The organism is Emergencia sp. (assembly GCF_048465375.1).
Classification (GTDB): domain Bacteria; phylum Bacillota; class Clostridia; order Peptostreptococcales; family Anaerovoracaceae; genus Senimuribacter.
On record NZ_DBFWLQ010000006.1, the window covers coordinates 1 to 17,560 of the forward strand.

Below are 17,560 nucleotides of genomic sequence, written 5' to 3' on the forward strand. Positions count from 1 at the left end.
AAATGAAAGAAATTAAAAAATTTAAAAGAGTCTTGGTCGCCAACAGAGGCGAGATTGCAATCAGAATTTTTAGAGCATGCCAGGAACTTGGCATCAGAACAGTTGCAATTTACTCAGAAGAAGATAAGAATTCCCTTTTTAGAACAAAAGCAGATGAATCTTATCAGATTGGAAAAGGCAAGACTCCAGTCGGCGCTTATTTGGCAATCGACGAAATCATTGATTTAGCAAGATCTAAGGGCGTTGACGCAATTCACCCTGGTTACGGTTTTTTATCCGAAAATGAAGAATTTGCTTCAGCCTGTGAGGATGCAGGTATTGAATTTATCGGACCTACCCACGTGATGATGGACAGTCTGGGTGATAAGATCAAATCCAAGATTGTTGCAGCCAGTGTTGGGGTTCCAACTATACCGGGTGTAGAAAAAGCCATAGAGACAGAAAAAGAAGCATTGGAATTCGCACAGAGATGTGGATATCCGATTATGCTCAAGGCTGCAGCAGGCGGCGGCGGAAGAGGAATGAGAATCGTCAGAAGCGAGGAAGACCTGATTCCGGAATATAGAAGTGCTAGGAGCGAAGCGAAGAAGGCTTTTGGCATCGATGATATTTTTATTGAAAAATACTTAGAAGCGCCAAAGCATATAGAAGTACAGGTACTGGGAGATAAATACGGTAACGTAGTCCATCTCTGTGAGAGAGACTGCTCCATCCAGAGAAGACATCAGAAGGTAATCGAATTTACGCCGTCACTGTGCCTCACAGAAGAGAAGAGAAAGGCAATCTGTGATGACGCTTTGAAGATTGCCAGATCCGTCAACTATAGAAGTGCGGGAACTGTGGAGTTCCTTCTAGACAAACACGGCAACCACTACTTTATTGAAATGAACCCTCGTATCCAGGTAGAACATACTGTTACAGAAATGGTAACAGGGATTGACATCGTGCAGTCGCAGATTCTGGTAGCAGAAGGTTATCCGCTGGATTCAGCAGAAGTGGGCATCAGAAGTCAGAAGGACATTCAGATGACAGGTTATGCAATTCAGTGCAGAATCACTACAGAGGATCCGGCCAACGGATTTGCGCCTGATACTGGAACGATCGAGCTCTACAGAAGTGCTTCCGGCTACGGCATCAGACTGGATGGCGGCAACGGATTTACTGGCTCCGTGGTTTCACCGTACTACGACAGCCTGCTGGTAAAGATGACGGCTTATGCCAGAACTTTTGAGGCGGCTACAAAGAAAGCAATTCGAGCGCTGAGAGAGACGGAAATCAAAGGGGTCAAGACCAACATTGGATTTCTGCTCAACGTGCTGAATCACCCGACATTCAAAGCGGGTAACTGTGATACTGGTTTTATCGAAGCCAATCCTGAACTGCTCAACATCAGAAAAGCACAGGATAGAGAGCGGAAGATTTTGAACTACATAGGGAACAAAGTTGTAAACGAAACAAAGGGCGTGAAACCGCAGTTTAACGTGCCGGTATTCCCGAGAATTCCGATGACAGAGATCAACGTTCTTTCTGGAACAAAGCAGATGCTGGATCAGAAAGGTCCTGAAGCCGTTGCAAAATGGGCGCTGGATCAGAATAAGCTTCTGATTACAGATACCACGATGAGAGACGCACAGCAATCTTTGATGGCTACAAGGGTCAGAACTGTAGACATGGAGAAAATTGCTCCAGCCGTGGCTCTTTACGGCAAAGATATGTTCTCACTGGAAATGTGGGGCGGAGCAACTTTTGATACAGCCTACAGATTCCTCAAGGAAGATCCATGGGAAAGACTGGAGACTTTGAGAGCAAAGATTCCTAACGTATTATTCCAGATGCTGATCAGAGGCGCTAATGCAGTAGGATACAAGAACTACCCTGATAACGTGATCCGAGAGTTTGTAAAACAGTCAGCAGAAGCGGGCATCGACGTATTCCGTATCTTCGACTCGCTCAACTGGATCGATGGCATGAAGGTGGCGCTGGAAGAAACGCTGAACCAGGGCAAGATTGCAGAAGCCTGCATCTGCTATACTGGTGATATTTTGGACGACAGCAGAACCAAGTACAACTTGGATTACTATATCAGAATGGCAAAGGAATTGGAGAAGAGAGGATCTCACATTCTGGGTATCAAGGATATGTCAGGGCTTCTGAAGCCGATGGCAGCTTACAAGCTGGTACACGCGCTGAAAGAAGAAATCGGAATTCCTATCCATCTCCACACCCACGATACCAGCGGAAACGGCGTTGCAACCATTCTTATGGCAGCACAGGCTGGCGTAGATATCGTGGACGCTGCTTTCAACAGTATGAGCGGACTGACTTCACAGCCGGCACTGAACTCTGTCGTTGCAGCTCTTGAGCACAGCAGCAGAGACACGGGCATCGATGTGGATGGCATTCAGAAAATTTCTGAATACTGGAAGGATGTAAGACCGGTTTACAAGAAATTTGAGTCTGAACTGGTAACTTCATCAGCAGAGATCTACAAGTATGAGATTCCTGGCGGTCAGTATTCCAACCTGAAACCACAGGTAGAGTCCTTTGGCCTGGGTCATAAGTTCCAGGAAGTAAAGGATATGTACAAAGCGGTGAACCAGATGCTGGGTGATATCGTCAAGGTAACACCTTCTTCAAAGGCTGTGGGCGATATGGCTATTTTCATGGTGCAGAACGACTTGACGCCTGAAAACATTCTGGAGAAGGGCAAAGGCATCGACTTCCCGGATTCTATCGTATCCTTCTTCGAGGGCATGATGGGTCAGCCGGAAGGCGGTTTCAACAAAGACCTGCAGAAGCTGGTCCTGAAAGACAAGGAGCCGATTACCTGCAGACCTGGCGAGCTGCTTCCGCCAGAGGATTTCGAATACATCAGAACGGGACTGCAGAAGCACTTTGACCTAGAGGGCACGCCGCAGGAGGTCATCAGCTATGCGATGTACCCAAAAGTATTTGAGGATTACCACAAGAGCTTGAAAAAGGACGGAAACTTCAGATACATGGGCAGCGACATCTTCTTCCACGGGCTGGAAGAAGGCGAAACCTGCGAAGTAAAGCTGGAAGAAGGTAAGGTTCTGGTCATCAAACTGAATGAAATCAGAAAGATGGATGCAGAAGGCAACAGAGACTTGGTATTCGAAGTCAACGGCAACAGAAGAATCATCAAGATCAAAGACGAGGATATGAAGACTGCTGAGTCTTCCATCGCAACAGCTCGTTTTGCTGATGAAGATAATCCGCTTGAAATCGGTGCCAATATCCCGGGAAATATCATCAAAATTTTGGTGAAAGAAGGGGAAATGGTGACGGAAAAACAGCCGATTGCGGTCATCGAAGCGATGAAGATGGAAACAAACATTCTGGCTACGGCAAATGGAGTCGTAGACAAGATTTTCATCAACGAAGGACAGCAAGTAAAAGCTGGCGAACTGGTTGCAAGACTGAAAGACGAAGAAAAATAAGAATATTATAGGCAGAGTCTGCCGGGCAAGCGAATCGTTTGCCCGGTTTTTTCGTGGGGCTGATTATGCTGCAAGGGGATATACGGCTAGAACCTTTGAGCGAATCTACAAAGATGTGAATTTCTTCAGCACGAAGAAACAGCACATCATGGCACCGGAATTCTATATCCTGTATAACGGTACGGAGGAACTTCCTGAAGAATCTCTTATCCGTTTGTCTGACTGCTATATAGACGGTTCACCGGAAAACTCCATCGAAATAGTTGTAAAAATTTTGGATGTCAGTTACAATAAAGATAAGAACATACTAAAAAAATCAAGGATGCTTTATGAGTACAGCCGTTTCATTAAAATTGTCCGCGAAACTCTGGCGGCAAGCAGTGACAGAGAAGCTGCCGCGAAGGAGGCCGTGCGCATTGCAATGAGCGAGGGGCTGCTCAAAGAGTTTCTGGGCGTCTATGGATTGGAGGCGGCAGATATGGCATTCAGAGAATTCAACTATGAAGCGTTTATTGAACAAATAAAGCAGGACTATTTCAACGATGGCGTAGAATTAGGCGAACGCAAAGGAAAAGCGGCAGGACTGATCGAGACGTACCAGGAACTGGGCATTCCCAGAGAAGACGCAGTGACTAGAGTAAAAGAGAAGATGGGCCTATCTGCGGAAGAGGCAGAAACGTATATGGACGTATTTTGGAAGAAATAAGCTTTCTATATATAGCAGACGAGACTGGAGGTTCTCATGATAAGAAAAGCAACAAAAAATGATTTGGACTGGATAGAGGCAAGCTATGTGGAGCTGCTAGCACGGGAAGCGGCGGAAGGAAGCCATACCAACTGGCAGCTGGGCGTTTATCCCACCAGGGAGACAGCGCAAAAGAGTTTAGATGAACAGACTTTGTACGTCTTACAGGAAGAGGACGGGCTCTGTGGCAGTATGATTCTCAACCAGATACAACCGGAAGTCTACGCCCAGGTTTCCTGGTCTATTGCGGCAGAACCGGAGAAGGTTTTGTTAATCCATACTCTGTGTATACCGCCATCCAAAGCTGGACGAGGGTTTGGCAAAGTCATGGCAGGTTATGCCGAAGAAAAGGCCAGGGAGATGGGGTGCAGGGTCATCCGATTGGATACCTATATTGGGAACAAACCAGCTGCGTCGCTTTACAGCAATCTGGGTTATCGTTACGCGGGTAAGGCAGCAACCTTGCACGAAGGTGTGATACCAGAAGAACTGATTTTTTTCGAAAAGAAACTCTGATTATATGGAAAACTTTAAGATACCATACCGTTACTTTTGACAGGGTGATAAGACCATCCGCCGTCTGAGGTAACGGTATTTTTTTTCGCCAAAACAAAAAAATACGGAGCATAGATAGAAAATTAACGAAAAATAAACGGTTCATGTTCTAAAATAAAGCCATAAGGGAGGAGAAGATGACAAAGAAACTATTTTTTAACGGCAATATCATCACAATGGATCCGGGACGGCCGGAGGCAGAGAACCTTTTAATCGAAGATGGAATCATCCGAAAGGTCGGTTTGACGACAGCAGAAGTCAATCAACTGAAAGACAGCGAAAGCGTGGAACCTGTAGACCTTGTGGGAATGACCTGCATACCCGGCTTTCACGACAGCCACATGCACATGGTGGAATATGGATATAACAAGAAATACTGTGTCGATTTGTCCGGAGCGAAGTCCATAGAGGAAGTCGTACAGATGATGAAGACTTTTATTCTGGAAAGGGGTCTCCCGGCAGGAAGCTGGGTCATGGGCATGCGCTGGAATCAGGAAAATTTCAAAGAGAAACGGCTGCTGACCAGGGAGGACCTGGACAGAGTTTCAGACAGCCACTACATCTTTACCAAACGGGTATGCATCCATATCGCTGCGGCCAACAGCAAGCTGCTAGACTTATGCGGTGTGAACGAAAACACTTTTTTGGAGGATGAGAACATCGGACGCAGCGCAGACGGCAGACCCGACGGCCTCATCTACGAGGATGCCATCAGTGGAGTCATTCTGCAGAAGAAACCACCGCTGACGGTAGAAGAAATTGAGCGTATCATTGCGGATACAGCGGGAGAGATAAAATCCAAAGGGTTTACTTCTATTCAGAGTGATGACATGAAAGCGTTTTCCGACTTTCAGTCGAAGGAAAACATCTTGCGAGCCTACGATAATTTGCGAAACCGCGGGCAGCTGCCCATCAGAGTTTTTGAGCAGATACAGGTTTCCTCTATGGCTGAGTTTCTGCAGATTCGAGAGTTCCTCAAAGAAATCGAAGAGGACGAAATGTTCTCCCACAGCAGGTTGAAATTGATCTTAGATGGTTCTCTGGGAGCGTCTACAGCAGCTATGAAAAATCCTTACAAAGGCAGCAAGGACAATTACGGCATCCTCAACTTCAGCGATGAAGAGATAAAACAGCTGGTAGAATTTGCATATGAGAAGGATTTGCAGGTCTTGTGCCACTGCATTGGCGATAGAGCCATCGAGCAGGCGATTCGCGTCATCGGCGGCAGCCAGGAAAAATATGGGGGAGATAGACGTCCGAGGCTGGTACACTGCCAGATCTGCAGTAAAGAGCAGGTGGAGCAGATGGCATCTTTTCAGCTGATGGCGGACATTCAACCTGCTTTTGTTCCTACAGACTACAAGGTGGTCTTTGACAAAATAGAAGCAGAGGAGCGCTTTGCTCTTTATCCTTGGAAAACCATGCTGGACAAAGGCATCCGCATCAGCGGCAGTTCTGACGCGCCGGTAGAGTCTTATGATGCACTGTACGGCATACAGACGGCGATGACACGGTCAGGACTGGATGGAAAACCAGAGGGCGGCTGGCTGCCAGCCGAAAAGCTGTCTGCTATGGAAGCGCTGCGGCTGTATACGCAGGCACCAGCTATTTCCGTATTTATGGAAGACAAACTTGGAAAGATAAAAGAAGGTTTCAAAGCTGATTTGACCATGTTAGATCAAAATCCTCTGGAAACTCCAGCAGAAAAGATCTATCAGATCAGTGCTGTGAACACCTTCTGTAATGGAAGAGGAGAGTGAGAAAATGAAAAAAGTGTTTATTAACGCCAACGGTTACGCCATGGACGAGGCAGAGAGCCGATTTGAGGCTGTCTATGTGGAAGACGGCATCATCTCGTCTGTAGGCAGCAACGAAGAAGTCCTCGCCAGCGCAGAGGAAGCGGAAGTTGTCGACCTTGCAGGCAAAACGCTGCTGCCCGGTTTCAACGACAGTCACATCCATCTGCTCAGCTACGGCTACAGCCTGGAAGTCTGCGATCTCAACGATTGCAGAAGCCTGGAAGAACTGAAATCGCGTCTGCGGAAATACATTGCAGACAACAGCATTGAGAAAGGACAGTGGGTCGAAGGCAGGGGCTGGGACCAAAACCAATTTGACAGCAAAGAGATGCCTGACAGGCTGGATCTGGACGAGGAGTTTGGCGACTATTACGTCGTCCTAACCAGAACCTGCGCTCAGATTTCTGTCGTAACTACCAATGTACTGCAGCTGGCGGGCATCTATGAGAATCCACAGCAGATTGAAGGCGGCATGATACTTGTCGACGAGAACCATATTGCCACCGGTCTGCTGACAGGTCTCGCTACAGAAATCGTCTACAAGATCATTCCGAAGCTGGGCGTTGCGAGAATCAAAAAGTGCATTCTAGCTGCCTGCAACAAATACATCACCAGCGGCATGACCTCAACACAAACTGATGATTTTGAACTGCTGCGAGCGGGCAATTTTAAGGAAATTCTGCAGGCCTATGAGGAACTGGACAGAGAGGGACTGCTGCCCATGCGCGTCAATCTGATGCTCCATCTGCCCACTCTTGAAGAATTAAAAGAGTTTATTGCGTTAGGTTATAAAACAGGCGACGGCAGCCCATATTTCCGCATCGGACCGTTTAAGACCATCACTGACGGATCTCTGGGCGGCAGAACGGCGGCGCTGAGGGAACCTTACAGCGATAATCCCGAAGGCATGGAAGAAAATGCAGGCGAGATGTATATCACGAAAAAAGAACTAGAAGACTTGACCAGGCTGGCCTTTGACAACGGTCTGCAACTTGTGTCTGACGGCATCGGCGACAGAGCCATGAGAACTGTCTTAGACGTTTTTAGCAAGATCATCGAGGAACATCTGGGTGAGGACCTGCGCTTCGGCATCGATCACTGTCAGATAACAACTGAAGGAATCATCGAAGACTTTGCCAAATACGGTATTATCGGCGGTCTGGAACTGATTTTCCTGGCATCAGACATCGCCATCGTCTCTGACCGGATCGGAGAGCACAGAGCAAAGATGTCTTATAACTGGAAGAAGTTCAAGGATCTGGGCGTGGTCATCGCGGCTGGCTCCGACAGCCCGGTAGAGGAATACAATCCGCTTCACGGCATCTATGCATCGGTGACCCGCTGTACCTATGACAAGCAGCCAGAAGGCGGCTATCATCCGCAGCAGAAATTATCCGTCGATGACGCCATCCACGCCTTTACTACGGGACCGGCTTACGCGACCTTTGAGGAGGATAAGAAGGGAACCATTGAGAAAGGCAAGTACGCCGATTTTGTCGTATTGGACAGAGACTTATATGCGGTCGATCCCCTCGCCATCATGGATACCAGCGTTGTGATGACCGTAGTAGGCGGCGAAATCGTATATCAGAAATAGGAGAAAACATGGATTATATTTTGTACAATGGAAACTTTATATCCATGGAGGGTGAAACAGAGAGGTATCAGGCTGTCGCCATCTGCGGCGATAAGATTGCCTGCACTTATGGAACAAAAGATCAGTTTCCAAAGCGCTGTTTCGGCACCAAGATGATTGATCTGGCCGGCAGGACGGTACTGCCCGGCTTTATCGACAGCAATATTCATATGGTGCAGAGCGGGCTTCTGCAATACTGCGTCAAAATCAACGCTGAAACGAAGGACGCGTTTTTACAGCATCTGCAGGAAAAGGCTTTGGAGTTTGAAGACGGAGAATTGGTCTGGTGTATCGGCTATAACGAAGAGACCATCGACGTAACCCGATGGGATCTGGATCAGGTCTCCTCCAGCCACCCCATCGTAGTCAGCAGGACGGAGTTTCATAAAACCGTGGTCAACACGACTGCATATAATATGCTGCAGATTCCCAGCAGCTTGTCCGGCGTCATCAGAGATGAAAATGACATGCCTACAGGCGTACTGCGAGGGGAAGCCAGCGGTTTTGCCAGGAGAAAACTGTACACCAACTTTGTCAGCGACGACTTGCGGCGCAAAGCGGTCCGGGACATGGAGCGGGAAGCTTTTCGCTACGGTATCACCACAGTAAACGCCATGGAGGGCGGAGCTTTCTTCTCCGGCAGGGACATCGATATTGTGAATGCCTATGCCAAGGATAGTGCTCTGAATATCCTGCTCTTTCCACAGACCATGGACGTGACCAGAATCAAAGAAATGGGGCTTTCGAGAATCGGGGGAAATATCTACCTGGACGGCTCTATTGGATCAAAGAATGCCGCTTTGATGACAAATTATAGAGGTTGTGAGCACAACGGCACCCTGTATTATTCCCAGGACGACGTCAACCAATTTGTTCTGGAAGCTCATGCACAAGGCATGCAGATCGCTCTGTCCTGTATCGGCCCCAGAGCCATAGACCAGGCTTTGACTGCCTTTTCTTCTGCCTTTGAAGCCGTCGGCAGTGGTAATCACAGACACAGGATGGAACTCTTCGTGCTGCCAGATGCAGAGCAGATAGACAAAGCCATCGCTCTGGGACTGATCTTGTCTATGCGCCCCAACTACGATGATCTCTGGGGCGGCAGTCAAGGCATGTATGCGGCAAACATGGGCAGCGGCTGGGAAGCCTGTAATCCTGTGGGACAAGTGGTCCGCCGGGGCGGCATCGTCTGCGGTGGATCAGAATACAGTGTGACACCGTTGAATCCGCTGATTTCAATTAGATCCTGTCTGCTGCACAGTCAGGAAGAACAGAGGATTTCACTCTATGAAGCATTGAAAACCTACACCGTCAATGGCGCCTATGCTAATTTTGCCGAGGATTCCATTGGGCAGATTCGGGAAGGCATGCAGGCAGATTTGGTGGTGCTGGACGAGGACCCTTTTGCTGTCAGGGAGCAGAGTTTAGGCGACATCGGCATCACTATGACCATGAAGAGTGGACGAATTGTCTATTCCAAGGGGGAAGCAGAATGGAAATAAGAATATACCTGCTTCAAAGGCCACACATAGAAATAGATGGCAAAGAGGCGTTTACCAAATTGAATAACAAGGCTTTTGCTATGATACTTTACTTGGCCTCGAAGCAGGGACAGGCAGTTTCCAAGGAGGTGCTCAGCGAGATATTTTGGCCAGAGCAGCAGGGTGAAAATGCCCGCTCCAACCTGAGGCAGAATCTATCCTACATCAAAAAAATCTGTACGGAGGAGCTTGCCGAGCTTTGTACGGAAGAGGTGTCTGTCATCTCCTCGGAAAGAAACGTCTGCAGTCTCAATGAAAACCTGGATATCAAAGTGGATTTGATTGAGTTTTGGCACAACCTCAGAGCAGGGTACGCGGCGGAGGATGCCGATGACAGAATCCGTTATCTGCAGGCTGCTGCAGATGCTTATAGGGGCAGCGTTCTTTCCGGCGTCTACGTCAGAGGCAGTGCCACTTTTGAAGAATGGCTCATGTTTGAACGGGAGTCGGTCAATCAAAATCTGGTCAGGGTCTGCAAGGACCTGGCCTCCATCTACCAGGAAAAAGGGATGGCGGAAAGGGCGATTGATTGTCTCAAGAAGCTGCTGCAGATGGATCCTCTCTTGGAGGAGGTGCATTTAGAACTGATGAGACTCTACTACGAAAATAAGGAGAGGGCGAAGGCTATCTGTCAGTACAAAGAGTGTGTGAGGATTCTGGGGGAGGAGCTGAACATCAGTCCGATGGAGGAGACGCGGAGTCTTTATCAGAAAATTTCTGAAGAAGGATCTGATTTCGTTCTTCCGCAAGCTGATCTTGCAGAGCAGAACAGTCAGAATCGTGTGCTTGTCCTGCGCCCGTCTGCACCTGCGCCGATGGATTACGAAAGCATTTACACCTTATTGGAGCCTGTGGTGGAGGATGGCAGCCTGGTTCCCGATTATTTGAAGCGAGGGCTTGCCCTCTTGTTCCCGCAGTATTCAGACAGGCTGGACGGACAGAATCTGCCGGAAATTTATCTGTTTTATACAATCAAGAAGTTATTGGAACATTTGAGTGAAAAAGGTAAGCTGACGATTCAGGTGGAGGACGGAGACGGCCTTGACGGTAAAACGAAGCAGCTTATCCATTATTTGTCAGGTAATTTGGATCATCCAAATATCGAAATCATATAAATCTGGAGGAAATTATGTCTAACAAACAAGAAACAAACACTGGGCTGCGTAAAGAACTGGGCTTGTTCCACAGCGTATCCATCGTCGGCGGAATCATGATCGGCTCTGGTATCTTCTACGTAAGCACCTACGTACTCTCAAGATCCGGCCTCTCGGCAGGTTTTGCCGTATTGGCCTGGGTCATTGCCGGACTGATGTCTCTGATGGCAGCTCTTTGCTATGCAGAACTGGGTACCTCGATGCCTCAGGCAGGAGGTACATACAATTATATCTCTAAAGCTTATGGACCGGGAATTGGATTCTCTATGGGTATTACCGACTTCTTTATTTCACAGTCGGGCTCTATCAGTGCCCTTGCCGTTGGATTTTCTACGTATTTCAGCATATTGGTACCGCTGACGGAGTGGCAGATCAAAGCCATGGCTATCGCAATTATCGTAGCATTATCACTGATTAACATGGCAGGCGTGAAAAAGGGCGGCAACGTACAGGGCATCTTCATGATTGCCAAGCTGGTACCCATTGCCATCATCATTGCCTGTGGTTTTATCATGGGCAAAATGAACAATCCGATGGACATCGTGCCCGGCCAGGGCTTGAACCCTCTGAGCGCTTTTGCCCTGGCTATTGTAGCCGCACTGTGGGCTTATGATGGATGGAGTTCTGTCTACATCGTTTCTGAAGAGCTGAAGAACCCAAAGAGAGACTTGCCGAGAGCTGTAACAATCGGCGTGCTAGGCGTCACTTTAGTTTACGTATTGTTCAACTTCGCATTACTGAAGGTGCTGCCGATTGACGAAATTGTGGCAACAGAAGCACCGGGAACCATGGCTGCGGAAGCCCTCTTCGGAAAACCGGGAGCTGTATTGGTGACCATCGGAGCGCTGATTGCAATTTTCGGTTCCTGTAACGGCTGCATTCTGGCTTATCCAAGAGAATATTTCGCCATGGCCAGAGACAAGCGGTTCTTCAAAGTCTTTGCGAAAATCAACCCAAAGACGGGAACACCTGTCAATGCACAGATTGCTACAATGATTGTATCTTCACTGCTGATTCTCTTCGGTACTTTCGAGCAGCTGACTGCTCTGGTCGCATTCTGTGCATGGATTTACTACACCTTGGGTGTATCTTCAGTTTATGTATTTAGAAAGAAATATCCGGATATGGAAAGGCCGTATAAGGTATGGGGCTATCCGGTGCTTCCAGCGGTGACGATCCTGCTGTCACTAGTCGTGTTGGTTACTACCCTTTGGGAAGATCCGATGAATTCCGTCATCGGCGTCGTCATTCCGATTGCAGGGTATATACTGTATCATGTTTATTTCAAAAAGCAGGCACAAAAGGAAGACTAATCCTATCTCTCGATAACGTCAGCTATCGATGTTAGACAGATTTTGTCCATCGGAGATGGCTGATGATCGCAATGATAAAGCCGGATAAGATGCTGGGTGCGCCCAGGATTTTGTCCGGTTTTTCGTGTTCAGCTTTGTTTTAGGAGACAGTCCCATCTGCAGAATAGACCGCCAGAGACAACAGACAACATCCATTGACCCTGGTTTGGTTTTATGGTATGATGACAGAAGGAGGGTAGTGTGATGTTTAGAAAAGATAAAAAAGAGTTTACAAAATTCGTATGTATCTTATGTGGTTTGGTTTTTAGCTTCGCAGCGATTATTCCTGTGACAATTTATTTTGTCAGCAGACGAAAAGAGGGATAGAGATGAGTCATTATTTAGATAAGTTAAGCGCTAGTGGAGTCGATGTATCTGGCACGATGGACAGGTTTATGAACAACGAGGATTTGTATAAACGGATACTCAAGAAGTTCTTATCTGACACCAGCTTTGCAGATGCGGCAAAAGCAAAAGAAGAAGGCAGAGACGAGGATGCGCAGATGTATATTCACACCCTGAAGGGCGTGTCTGCCAATTTGGGATTGACACCGATTTTTTCGATTACAGATGAGATGATGCAGCATTTCCGCGACGATAATCTCGAAGCCGCTTATGGTCTCTTCGATTCTTTAAAAGAGGCTTACAATAAATTCGTAGCACTGATCAATGAAATCTGAAAAATAAATAATTTGGTATCCTGACTAGAAAAACTATTAAAATTATTGTATGTGTACCAGAACTGCTTGACTTTTCTACATATTATTACTAGAATAATGTCGAAAGAAAGCAGTTAAAGCAGTTTACAAAATAAGTCATAAGGAGAACAGGCAAAATGTAAGGGAATTTTGCCTGTTCTTTTTAAGTGGGAATAGGAATCTTGAAGCCCTAGCCCGATTTACTTTAAGTAAATCGTTGGCAGGTCTCATGCGAAAAATCCCCAAATCTCGATTTGGCAGACTTGACCGCTTGATTGCGTCATTTCCACGTTTTTTATTATGACAGAGCGAATTTTGTTCAGGAAGGCATGTCTTTGCGGAAACCATCAAACAAAAAGTTATAAAACCTAAAAAATAATTTGACATTGTACAGCGGATTCGTTAAAATAAATAGTATAATGCAAATAATGACAAGAAAAGCAAGTTTATGGATTGCTTTGCAAAAGGAGACAAAGAATGGCTTATAGCAAATTCAGTGAATTAGTCGAAAAATGTAAACAGAAACCCCATACGAAGACTGTAGCCGTTGCTGGCGCAGCAGACGAACATGTGCTGGAAGCCATCGTAGAAGCGGAAAAAATAGATCTCGTAAGGCCTATTTTGATTGGAAATACTGGTGAGGTTGAGAATGTCCTCAGGAAGCTGGGCGAAGATCCTGCCGACTACAGGATGATTCATGCTGAAACAGCGGCTGACTGCGGCATAGAAGCAGTGGAGCTGATCAAAAATGGTGAAGCTGAATTCATCATGAAGGGCATGCTGGATACCAAGGATGTGCTGAAACCTTTGGTGAAGAAGGAGAACGGACTCCATACGGGCAGAGCGATGTGCGTCTTCGCCTACACGGAAGTGCCGCAGATGAAAAGACTCCTGGCTGTATCCGATGGCGGCATGATTCCTTACCCTACTTTGGAACAGAAAAAAGATATTGTTCTTAATTGCGTAGATGTTCTTCACAAATTGGGTGTGGAGAATCCGTCGGTGGCAGTGTTGGCTGCTGTGGAGAAAGTGAACCCTAAAATGGTAGAAACAGTCGATGCAGCGGCTTTGATTGAGATGAATCGGAACGGCGAAATCCCGGGGTGCGAAATCGTGGGGCCGGTTTCCTTTGACATCGCCATGAGTAAGGAAATTGCAAAGACGAAGAAATACGACTGCCCTTATTGTGGGGACTTTGACATGTTCTTAGTACCTACGATTGCAGCAGGTAATCTGATGCACAAGGCCATGGTTTTGTGCGGTGGTTCCAAGATGGCAGGCGTCGTGGTCGGCGCAAAGGTGCCCGTCGTATTGACCTCAAGAGGCGCGTCCACGGAAGAGAAGTTTGTTTCCCTGGCACTGGCTTCTTTGATTTCCTAATCGTATTTTTAAAAGAGCTAAGAAAGGAGAATACCAATGGATTATAGAATTTTGGTCATCAATCCAGGGTCCACTTCTACGAAGGTTGCGGTCTATCTTGAGCGGGATCAGCAGTGGGTAGAGAGCATTTCCCATACACAGGAAGAACTGGAGCCTTTTGCTGACATCTACTCACAGATGGATTTTCGTTCAGACCTGGTAAAAGAATGCTGTGAAGAACACGGTGAGCGAATTGAGGACTTTGACGCTGTTGTAGGCCGGGGCGGCCTTCTTCCGCCCGTGCACACTGGTGCATATGAAGTGAACAAATACATGCTGGACTGTCTGAAATACAGACCGCAGCTGCAGCATGCTTCAAACCTGGGCGCTCCCATTGCTTATAGAATTGCGCAGAAGGCAAACTGCAAAGCTTATATCTACGATGCAGTGGCAGTGGACGAGATGGAAGAACTCTATCGGATTACCGGCATCAAAGATGTATTCCGAATTGGCAGAGGTCATAATCTGAACATGCGGGCTGCAGTGCTGAACCTCTGTGAGCAGAAGGTCATCGACTACAAGGATCACAACATTCTCAGTGTCCATTTAGGCGGCGGCATTTCTGTCGGCCTCTTTGCTCACGGCAGACTGGTAGACATGATTTCCGACGATGAAGGACCTTTTTCACCGGAGAGAGCCGGCGGTCTTCCAGGTTATGCCATTGTAGATTATTGTTACGATATATATGATGACAAAGCCGACATGATGAGGCAGATGCAGAGAAAGGGCGGCCTGGTATCTCACTTCGGTACTTCCGATTCCAGAGAGGTTGAGAAGCGGGTTTTGGCCGGAGATGAACACGCTAAACTGGTCTACGATGCTATGGCACTGAATATCGCAAAGAATATTGCCAAGCTGTCGGTGGACGTCAACGGAAACATCGACTATATTGTTCTTACGGGCGGCATCGCTTATTCAAGTTATATCACAAAGGCTGTCAAAGAGCGAGTGGAATTCATAGCTCCGGTAGAAGTCATTCCAGGAGAAAAAGAAATGGATTCACTGGCAAATGGAGCGCTGCGCGTATTAACTGGCGTAGAAACTGCCAGAATTTTAGTAGAAGAGGAGTATTCTAATGTCTAATAACAAGAGATGGCTGTACCTGGGCGTAGGTACAATCTTATTGATTTTCTGTGGATTGATTTATGGCTGGTCCCTGTTTAAGGAACCTTTTGGTCAGGTGTATCCTGATTGGTCCTTGTCCCAGTTATCGATGACATTCACAATTTCGATGGTGTTTTTCTGTTTGGGCGGATTTGTGGCTGGCAAATTGTCAGCAAAGCTAAAGCCGAGATATATCATCATGCTGTCAGGTGTTCTGCTGTTGGTCGGTTTTTTTGGTGTTTCCCGCTTGAATCCTGACAATTCATCTTCCAGCCTGACCATGCTTTACATCTGCTACGGCGTTTTAGGCGGCACGGGAGTAGGATTCAGTTACAATAGTGTCATTTCAACGATGAACAAATGGTTTCCGGACAAACCGGGCCTTGCCTCTGGCATCATGATGATGGGCTTTGGCTTGGGTGCACTGATCCTGGGCAGCGTTGCGACCAGCTTGGTTGCTGCTAAGGGTGTATTTACTACTTTCATGATTTTGGGCATTATCATCTTTATCGTTTTAGTCGTCGGTTCTCTGTTTATTAAAAATCCAGAGGCGCCAAAGGGGACAGACGGAGCGGCGCCAGCCCTGGAGGGGATGACGACAGGAGAAATGCTGAAGACATCTTCTTTCTGGATTTTCATTATCTGGTGCATTATCGCCAACTCGGCTGGTCTGATGGTCATCAACAGCGCGGCATCGATTGCAATCGCTTTTGGTGCACCGGCAATTGTGGGCATGGTGGTTTCCGTCTTTAACGGGGCGGGCCGTGTCATCATCGGCGGTGTCTTTGACAAGCTGGGAAGAAAAAACACGATGCTGATCAATATGGTCGTTATGGCAGTAGCTGGTGTCTCCCTGTTTTTCGGCGCAAAGACTTCAGCGATGATTTTGATCTTGCTGGGTCTGCTGTGTATGGGCATTTCCTATGGCGGCAATCCGACGATTTCTTCGGCTTTTATCAATCGGGAATACGGACCGAAGCACTTCCCTGTAAACTTTAGCTTAGGTAACTTTTCTCTGATCCCAGCGGCAATTCTGGGGCCGATGATTTCCAGCAAGCTGGTGGAAAGTGCAGACGGAAAGTATGACACCACATTCCTTGCCATCATCATCTGTGCAGCAGGCGCTTTTGTGCTTTGGATCATACTGAATGGCGCATGTGGAAAAGACAAGAAATAAATTACGATAAAATGAAAGATGCCGGGCTGGCTTTTGGAAAATTCCATTTGCTGGTCCGGCATATTCTGCGTTTAGAAAGGAGTGATTGTCTTGGTGCATGAACCATATATTCGAGAAATTGCAGGAAGTGATACGGTTATTTTGTTCGTTCACGGCATCATGGGAACGCCGAGGCACTTTCGTGACTTTCTGCCTCTGGTGCCGGACTCTTGGTCTGTCTATAATATACTGCTGGACGGCCATGGAAAGACTGTCCAGGATTTTTCCCACACTTCCATGGAAAAGTGGAAGACCCAGGTCAGCGGTCTGATGGATCATCTGGCGCAGCGGTATGATCGGATTTTGATTGCCGCACACTCCATGGGAACACTTTTTGCAATCTCCGAGGCGATAGAGCACGGAGGAAAAGTGAGGGGACTTTTCCTCTTGGCGGTGCCCCTAAAAGTTGCAGTAAAGCCTTCGGCAGTGATCAATTCCATGAAAGCAGCTTTTGACTGTGTGCCAGAGGATGATGCGGTGGCCATGGCTGCCAGGGACGCCTACAGCATTGCTCCCAGCAGGAAGGCGTGGTCTTATGTGCGCTGGATTCCCCATTATCTGGAGCTGCTACAGGAAATCAAAGAAACGAGAGAGCGGATTTCTCTGGTGACTGTGCCCTGCTGCGCCTTCCAGTCTGAGAAGGACGAACTGGTCTCTATGGACTCCATCAAGTACCTGCGGCGCAATGAGCGAATAGAGATTTCTGTTTTGCGGAAGTCCGGGCATTTCTATTATGACCCGGAAGATTACGCCTATCTGCTGGAATGCTTTCAGCTATTTGTGGGGCAGTATATGGTCTAGGATGGCCGCAGGCGTCTAGCTGCTTCAACCGCCCTTGCCAGCAGATTTCAAAAACTTTTGAAAAGCCTATTGACATTCT

Annotated in this window: 14 protein-coding genes; all 14 read left to right on the forward strand. The window is 47.4% G+C overall.

What is annotated here, in order from left to right; translation table 11 throughout:
- The first annotated feature begins 2 nt into the window (after positions 1-2).
- The 14 genes from ACMQ5W_RS04335 (at position 3) to ACMQ5W_RS04400 (ending at position 17,481) form a co-directional block, all read left to right on the forward strand.
- A complete protein-coding gene (locus tag ACMQ5W_RS04335; RefSeq protein WP_419023681.1) occupies positions 3-3,461 on the forward strand; it encodes a pyruvate carboxylase in 3,459 nt (1,152 codons plus the stop codon).
- A gap of 148 nt (positions 3,462-3,609) precedes the next feature.
- Positions 3,610-4,167 (forward strand): hypothetical protein, encoded by a 558-nt coding sequence (locus ACMQ5W_RS04340; RefSeq protein WP_419023683.1) that lies wholly within the window; start codon positions 3,610-3,612, stop codon positions 4,165-4,167.
- A 36-nt stretch (positions 4,168-4,203) separates the two neighbouring features.
- The gene (locus ACMQ5W_RS04345; protein ID WP_148492685.1) at positions 4,204-4,722 is read left to right on the forward strand and encodes a GNAT family N-acetyltransferase; all 519 of its coding nucleotides are present in this window, start codon (positions 4,204-4,206) and stop codon (positions 4,720-4,722) included.
- A 176-nt stretch (positions 4,723-4,898) separates the two neighbouring features.
- Positions 4,899-6,521, forward strand: a complete 1,623-nt coding sequence (locus ACMQ5W_RS04350) for an amidohydrolase (protein WP_419023685.1) — start codon at positions 4,899-4,901, stop codon at positions 6,519-6,521.
- Positions 6,522-6,525: 4 nt separating this feature from the next.
- Positions 6,526-8,157, forward strand: a complete 1,632-nt coding sequence (locus ACMQ5W_RS04355) for an amidohydrolase (protein WP_419023687.1) — start codon at positions 6,526-6,528, stop codon at positions 8,155-8,157.
- A gap of 8 nt (positions 8,158-8,165) precedes the next feature.
- Positions 8,166-9,698 carry an amidohydrolase gene (locus ACMQ5W_RS04360; protein ID WP_419023689.1) on the forward strand — a complete coding sequence of 511 codons (1,533 nt, stop codon included), beginning with the start codon at positions 8,166-8,168 and terminating at the stop codon, positions 9,696-9,698.
- On the forward strand, positions 9,689-10,852 hold the full coding sequence (locus ACMQ5W_RS04365; RefSeq protein ID WP_419023691.1) for an AfsR/SARP family transcriptional regulator: 1,164 nt from the start codon (positions 9,689-9,691) through the stop codon (positions 10,850-10,852). The genes ACMQ5W_RS04360 and ACMQ5W_RS04365 overlap by 10 nt, the downstream gene beginning before the upstream one ends.
- A 14-nt stretch (positions 10,853-10,866) precedes the next feature.
- Complete coding sequence (locus ACMQ5W_RS04370) at positions 10,867-12,204, forward strand: APC family permease (protein WP_419023693.1); 1,338 nt, start codon at positions 10,867-10,869, stop codon at positions 12,202-12,204.
- 243 nt (positions 12,205-12,447) lie between these two features.
- A complete protein-coding gene (locus ACMQ5W_RS04375; protein ID WP_419023695.1) occupies positions 12,448-12,570 on the forward strand; it encodes a hypothetical protein in 123 nt (40 codons plus the stop codon).
- Positions 12,571-12,572: 2 nt separating this feature from the next.
- The gene (locus ACMQ5W_RS04380; RefSeq protein ID WP_419023697.1) at positions 12,573-12,923 is read left to right on the forward strand and encodes an Hpt domain-containing protein; all 351 of its coding nucleotides are present in this window, start codon (positions 12,573-12,575) and stop codon (positions 12,921-12,923) included.
- Positions 12,924-13,418: 495 nt separating this feature from the next.
- Positions 13,419-14,321 carry a phosphate acyltransferase gene (locus ACMQ5W_RS04385; RefSeq protein ID WP_419023699.1) on the forward strand — a complete coding sequence of 301 codons (903 nt, stop codon included), beginning with the start codon at positions 13,419-13,421 and terminating at the stop codon, positions 14,319-14,321.
- A 36-nt stretch (positions 14,322-14,357) separates the two neighbouring features.
- The gene (gene buk, locus ACMQ5W_RS04390) at positions 14,358-15,443 is read left to right on the forward strand and encodes a butyrate kinase (protein ID WP_419023702.1); all 1,086 of its coding nucleotides are present in this window, start codon (positions 14,358-14,360) and stop codon (positions 15,441-15,443) included.
- Complete coding sequence (locus ACMQ5W_RS04395; RefSeq protein WP_419023704.1) at positions 15,436-16,641, forward strand: MFS transporter; 1,206 nt, start codon at positions 15,436-15,438, stop codon at positions 16,639-16,641. The genes buk and ACMQ5W_RS04395 overlap by 8 nt, the downstream gene beginning before the upstream one ends.
- Before the next feature lie 93 nt (positions 16,642-16,734).
- Positions 16,735-17,481 carry an alpha/beta hydrolase gene (locus tag ACMQ5W_RS04400; RefSeq protein ID WP_419023844.1) on the forward strand — a complete coding sequence of 249 codons (747 nt, stop codon included), beginning with the start codon at positions 16,735-16,737 and terminating at the stop codon, positions 17,479-17,481.
- Positions 17,482-17,560 lie beyond the last annotated feature (79 nt).

Bases quoted from the DNA above. Each gene is read 5' to 3' on its own strand.
- ACMQ5W_RS04340 (WP_419023683.1), top strand. From the start codon at position 3,610: ATGGCACCGGAATTCTATATCCTGTATAACGGTACGGAGGAACTTCCT.
- ACMQ5W_RS04385 (WP_419023699.1), top strand. From the start codon at position 13,419: ATGGCTTATAGCAAATTCAGTGAATTAGTCGAAAAATGTAAACAGAAA.
- ACMQ5W_RS04370 (WP_419023693.1), top strand. From the start codon at position 10,867: ATGTCTAACAAACAAGAAACAAACACTGGGCTGCGTAAAGAACTGGGC.
- ACMQ5W_RS04375 (WP_419023695.1), top strand. From the start codon at position 12,448: ATGTTTAGAAAAGATAAAAAAGAGTTTACAAAATTCGTATGTATCTTA.
- buk (WP_419023702.1), top strand. From the start codon at position 14,358: ATGGATTATAGAATTTTGGTCATCAATCCAGGGTCCACTTCTACGAAG.
- ACMQ5W_RS04380 (WP_419023697.1), top strand. From the start codon at position 12,573: ATGAGTCATTATTTAGATAAGTTAAGCGCTAGTGGAGTCGATGTATCT.
- ACMQ5W_RS04355 (WP_419023687.1), top strand. From the start codon at position 6,526: ATGAAAAAAGTGTTTATTAACGCCAACGGTTACGCCATGGACGAGGCA.
- ACMQ5W_RS04335 (WP_419023681.1), top strand. From the start codon at position 3: ATGAAAGAAATTAAAAAATTTAAAAGAGTCTTGGTCGCCAACAGAGGC.
- ACMQ5W_RS04365 (WP_419023691.1), top strand. From the start codon at position 9,689: ATGGAAATAAGAATATACCTGCTTCAAAGGCCACACATAGAAATAGAT.
- ACMQ5W_RS04345 (WP_148492685.1), top strand. From the start codon at position 4,204: ATGATAAGAAAAGCAACAAAAAATGATTTGGACTGGATAGAGGCAAGC.
- ACMQ5W_RS04360 (WP_419023689.1), top strand. From the start codon at position 8,166: ATGGATTATATTTTGTACAATGGAAACTTTATATCCATGGAGGGTGAA.
- ACMQ5W_RS04395 (WP_419023704.1), top strand. From the start codon at position 15,436: ATGTCTAATAACAAGAGATGGCTGTACCTGGGCGTAGGTACAATCTTA.
- ACMQ5W_RS04350 (WP_419023685.1), top strand. From the start codon at position 4,899: ATGACAAAGAAACTATTTTTTAACGGCAATATCATCACAATGGATCCG.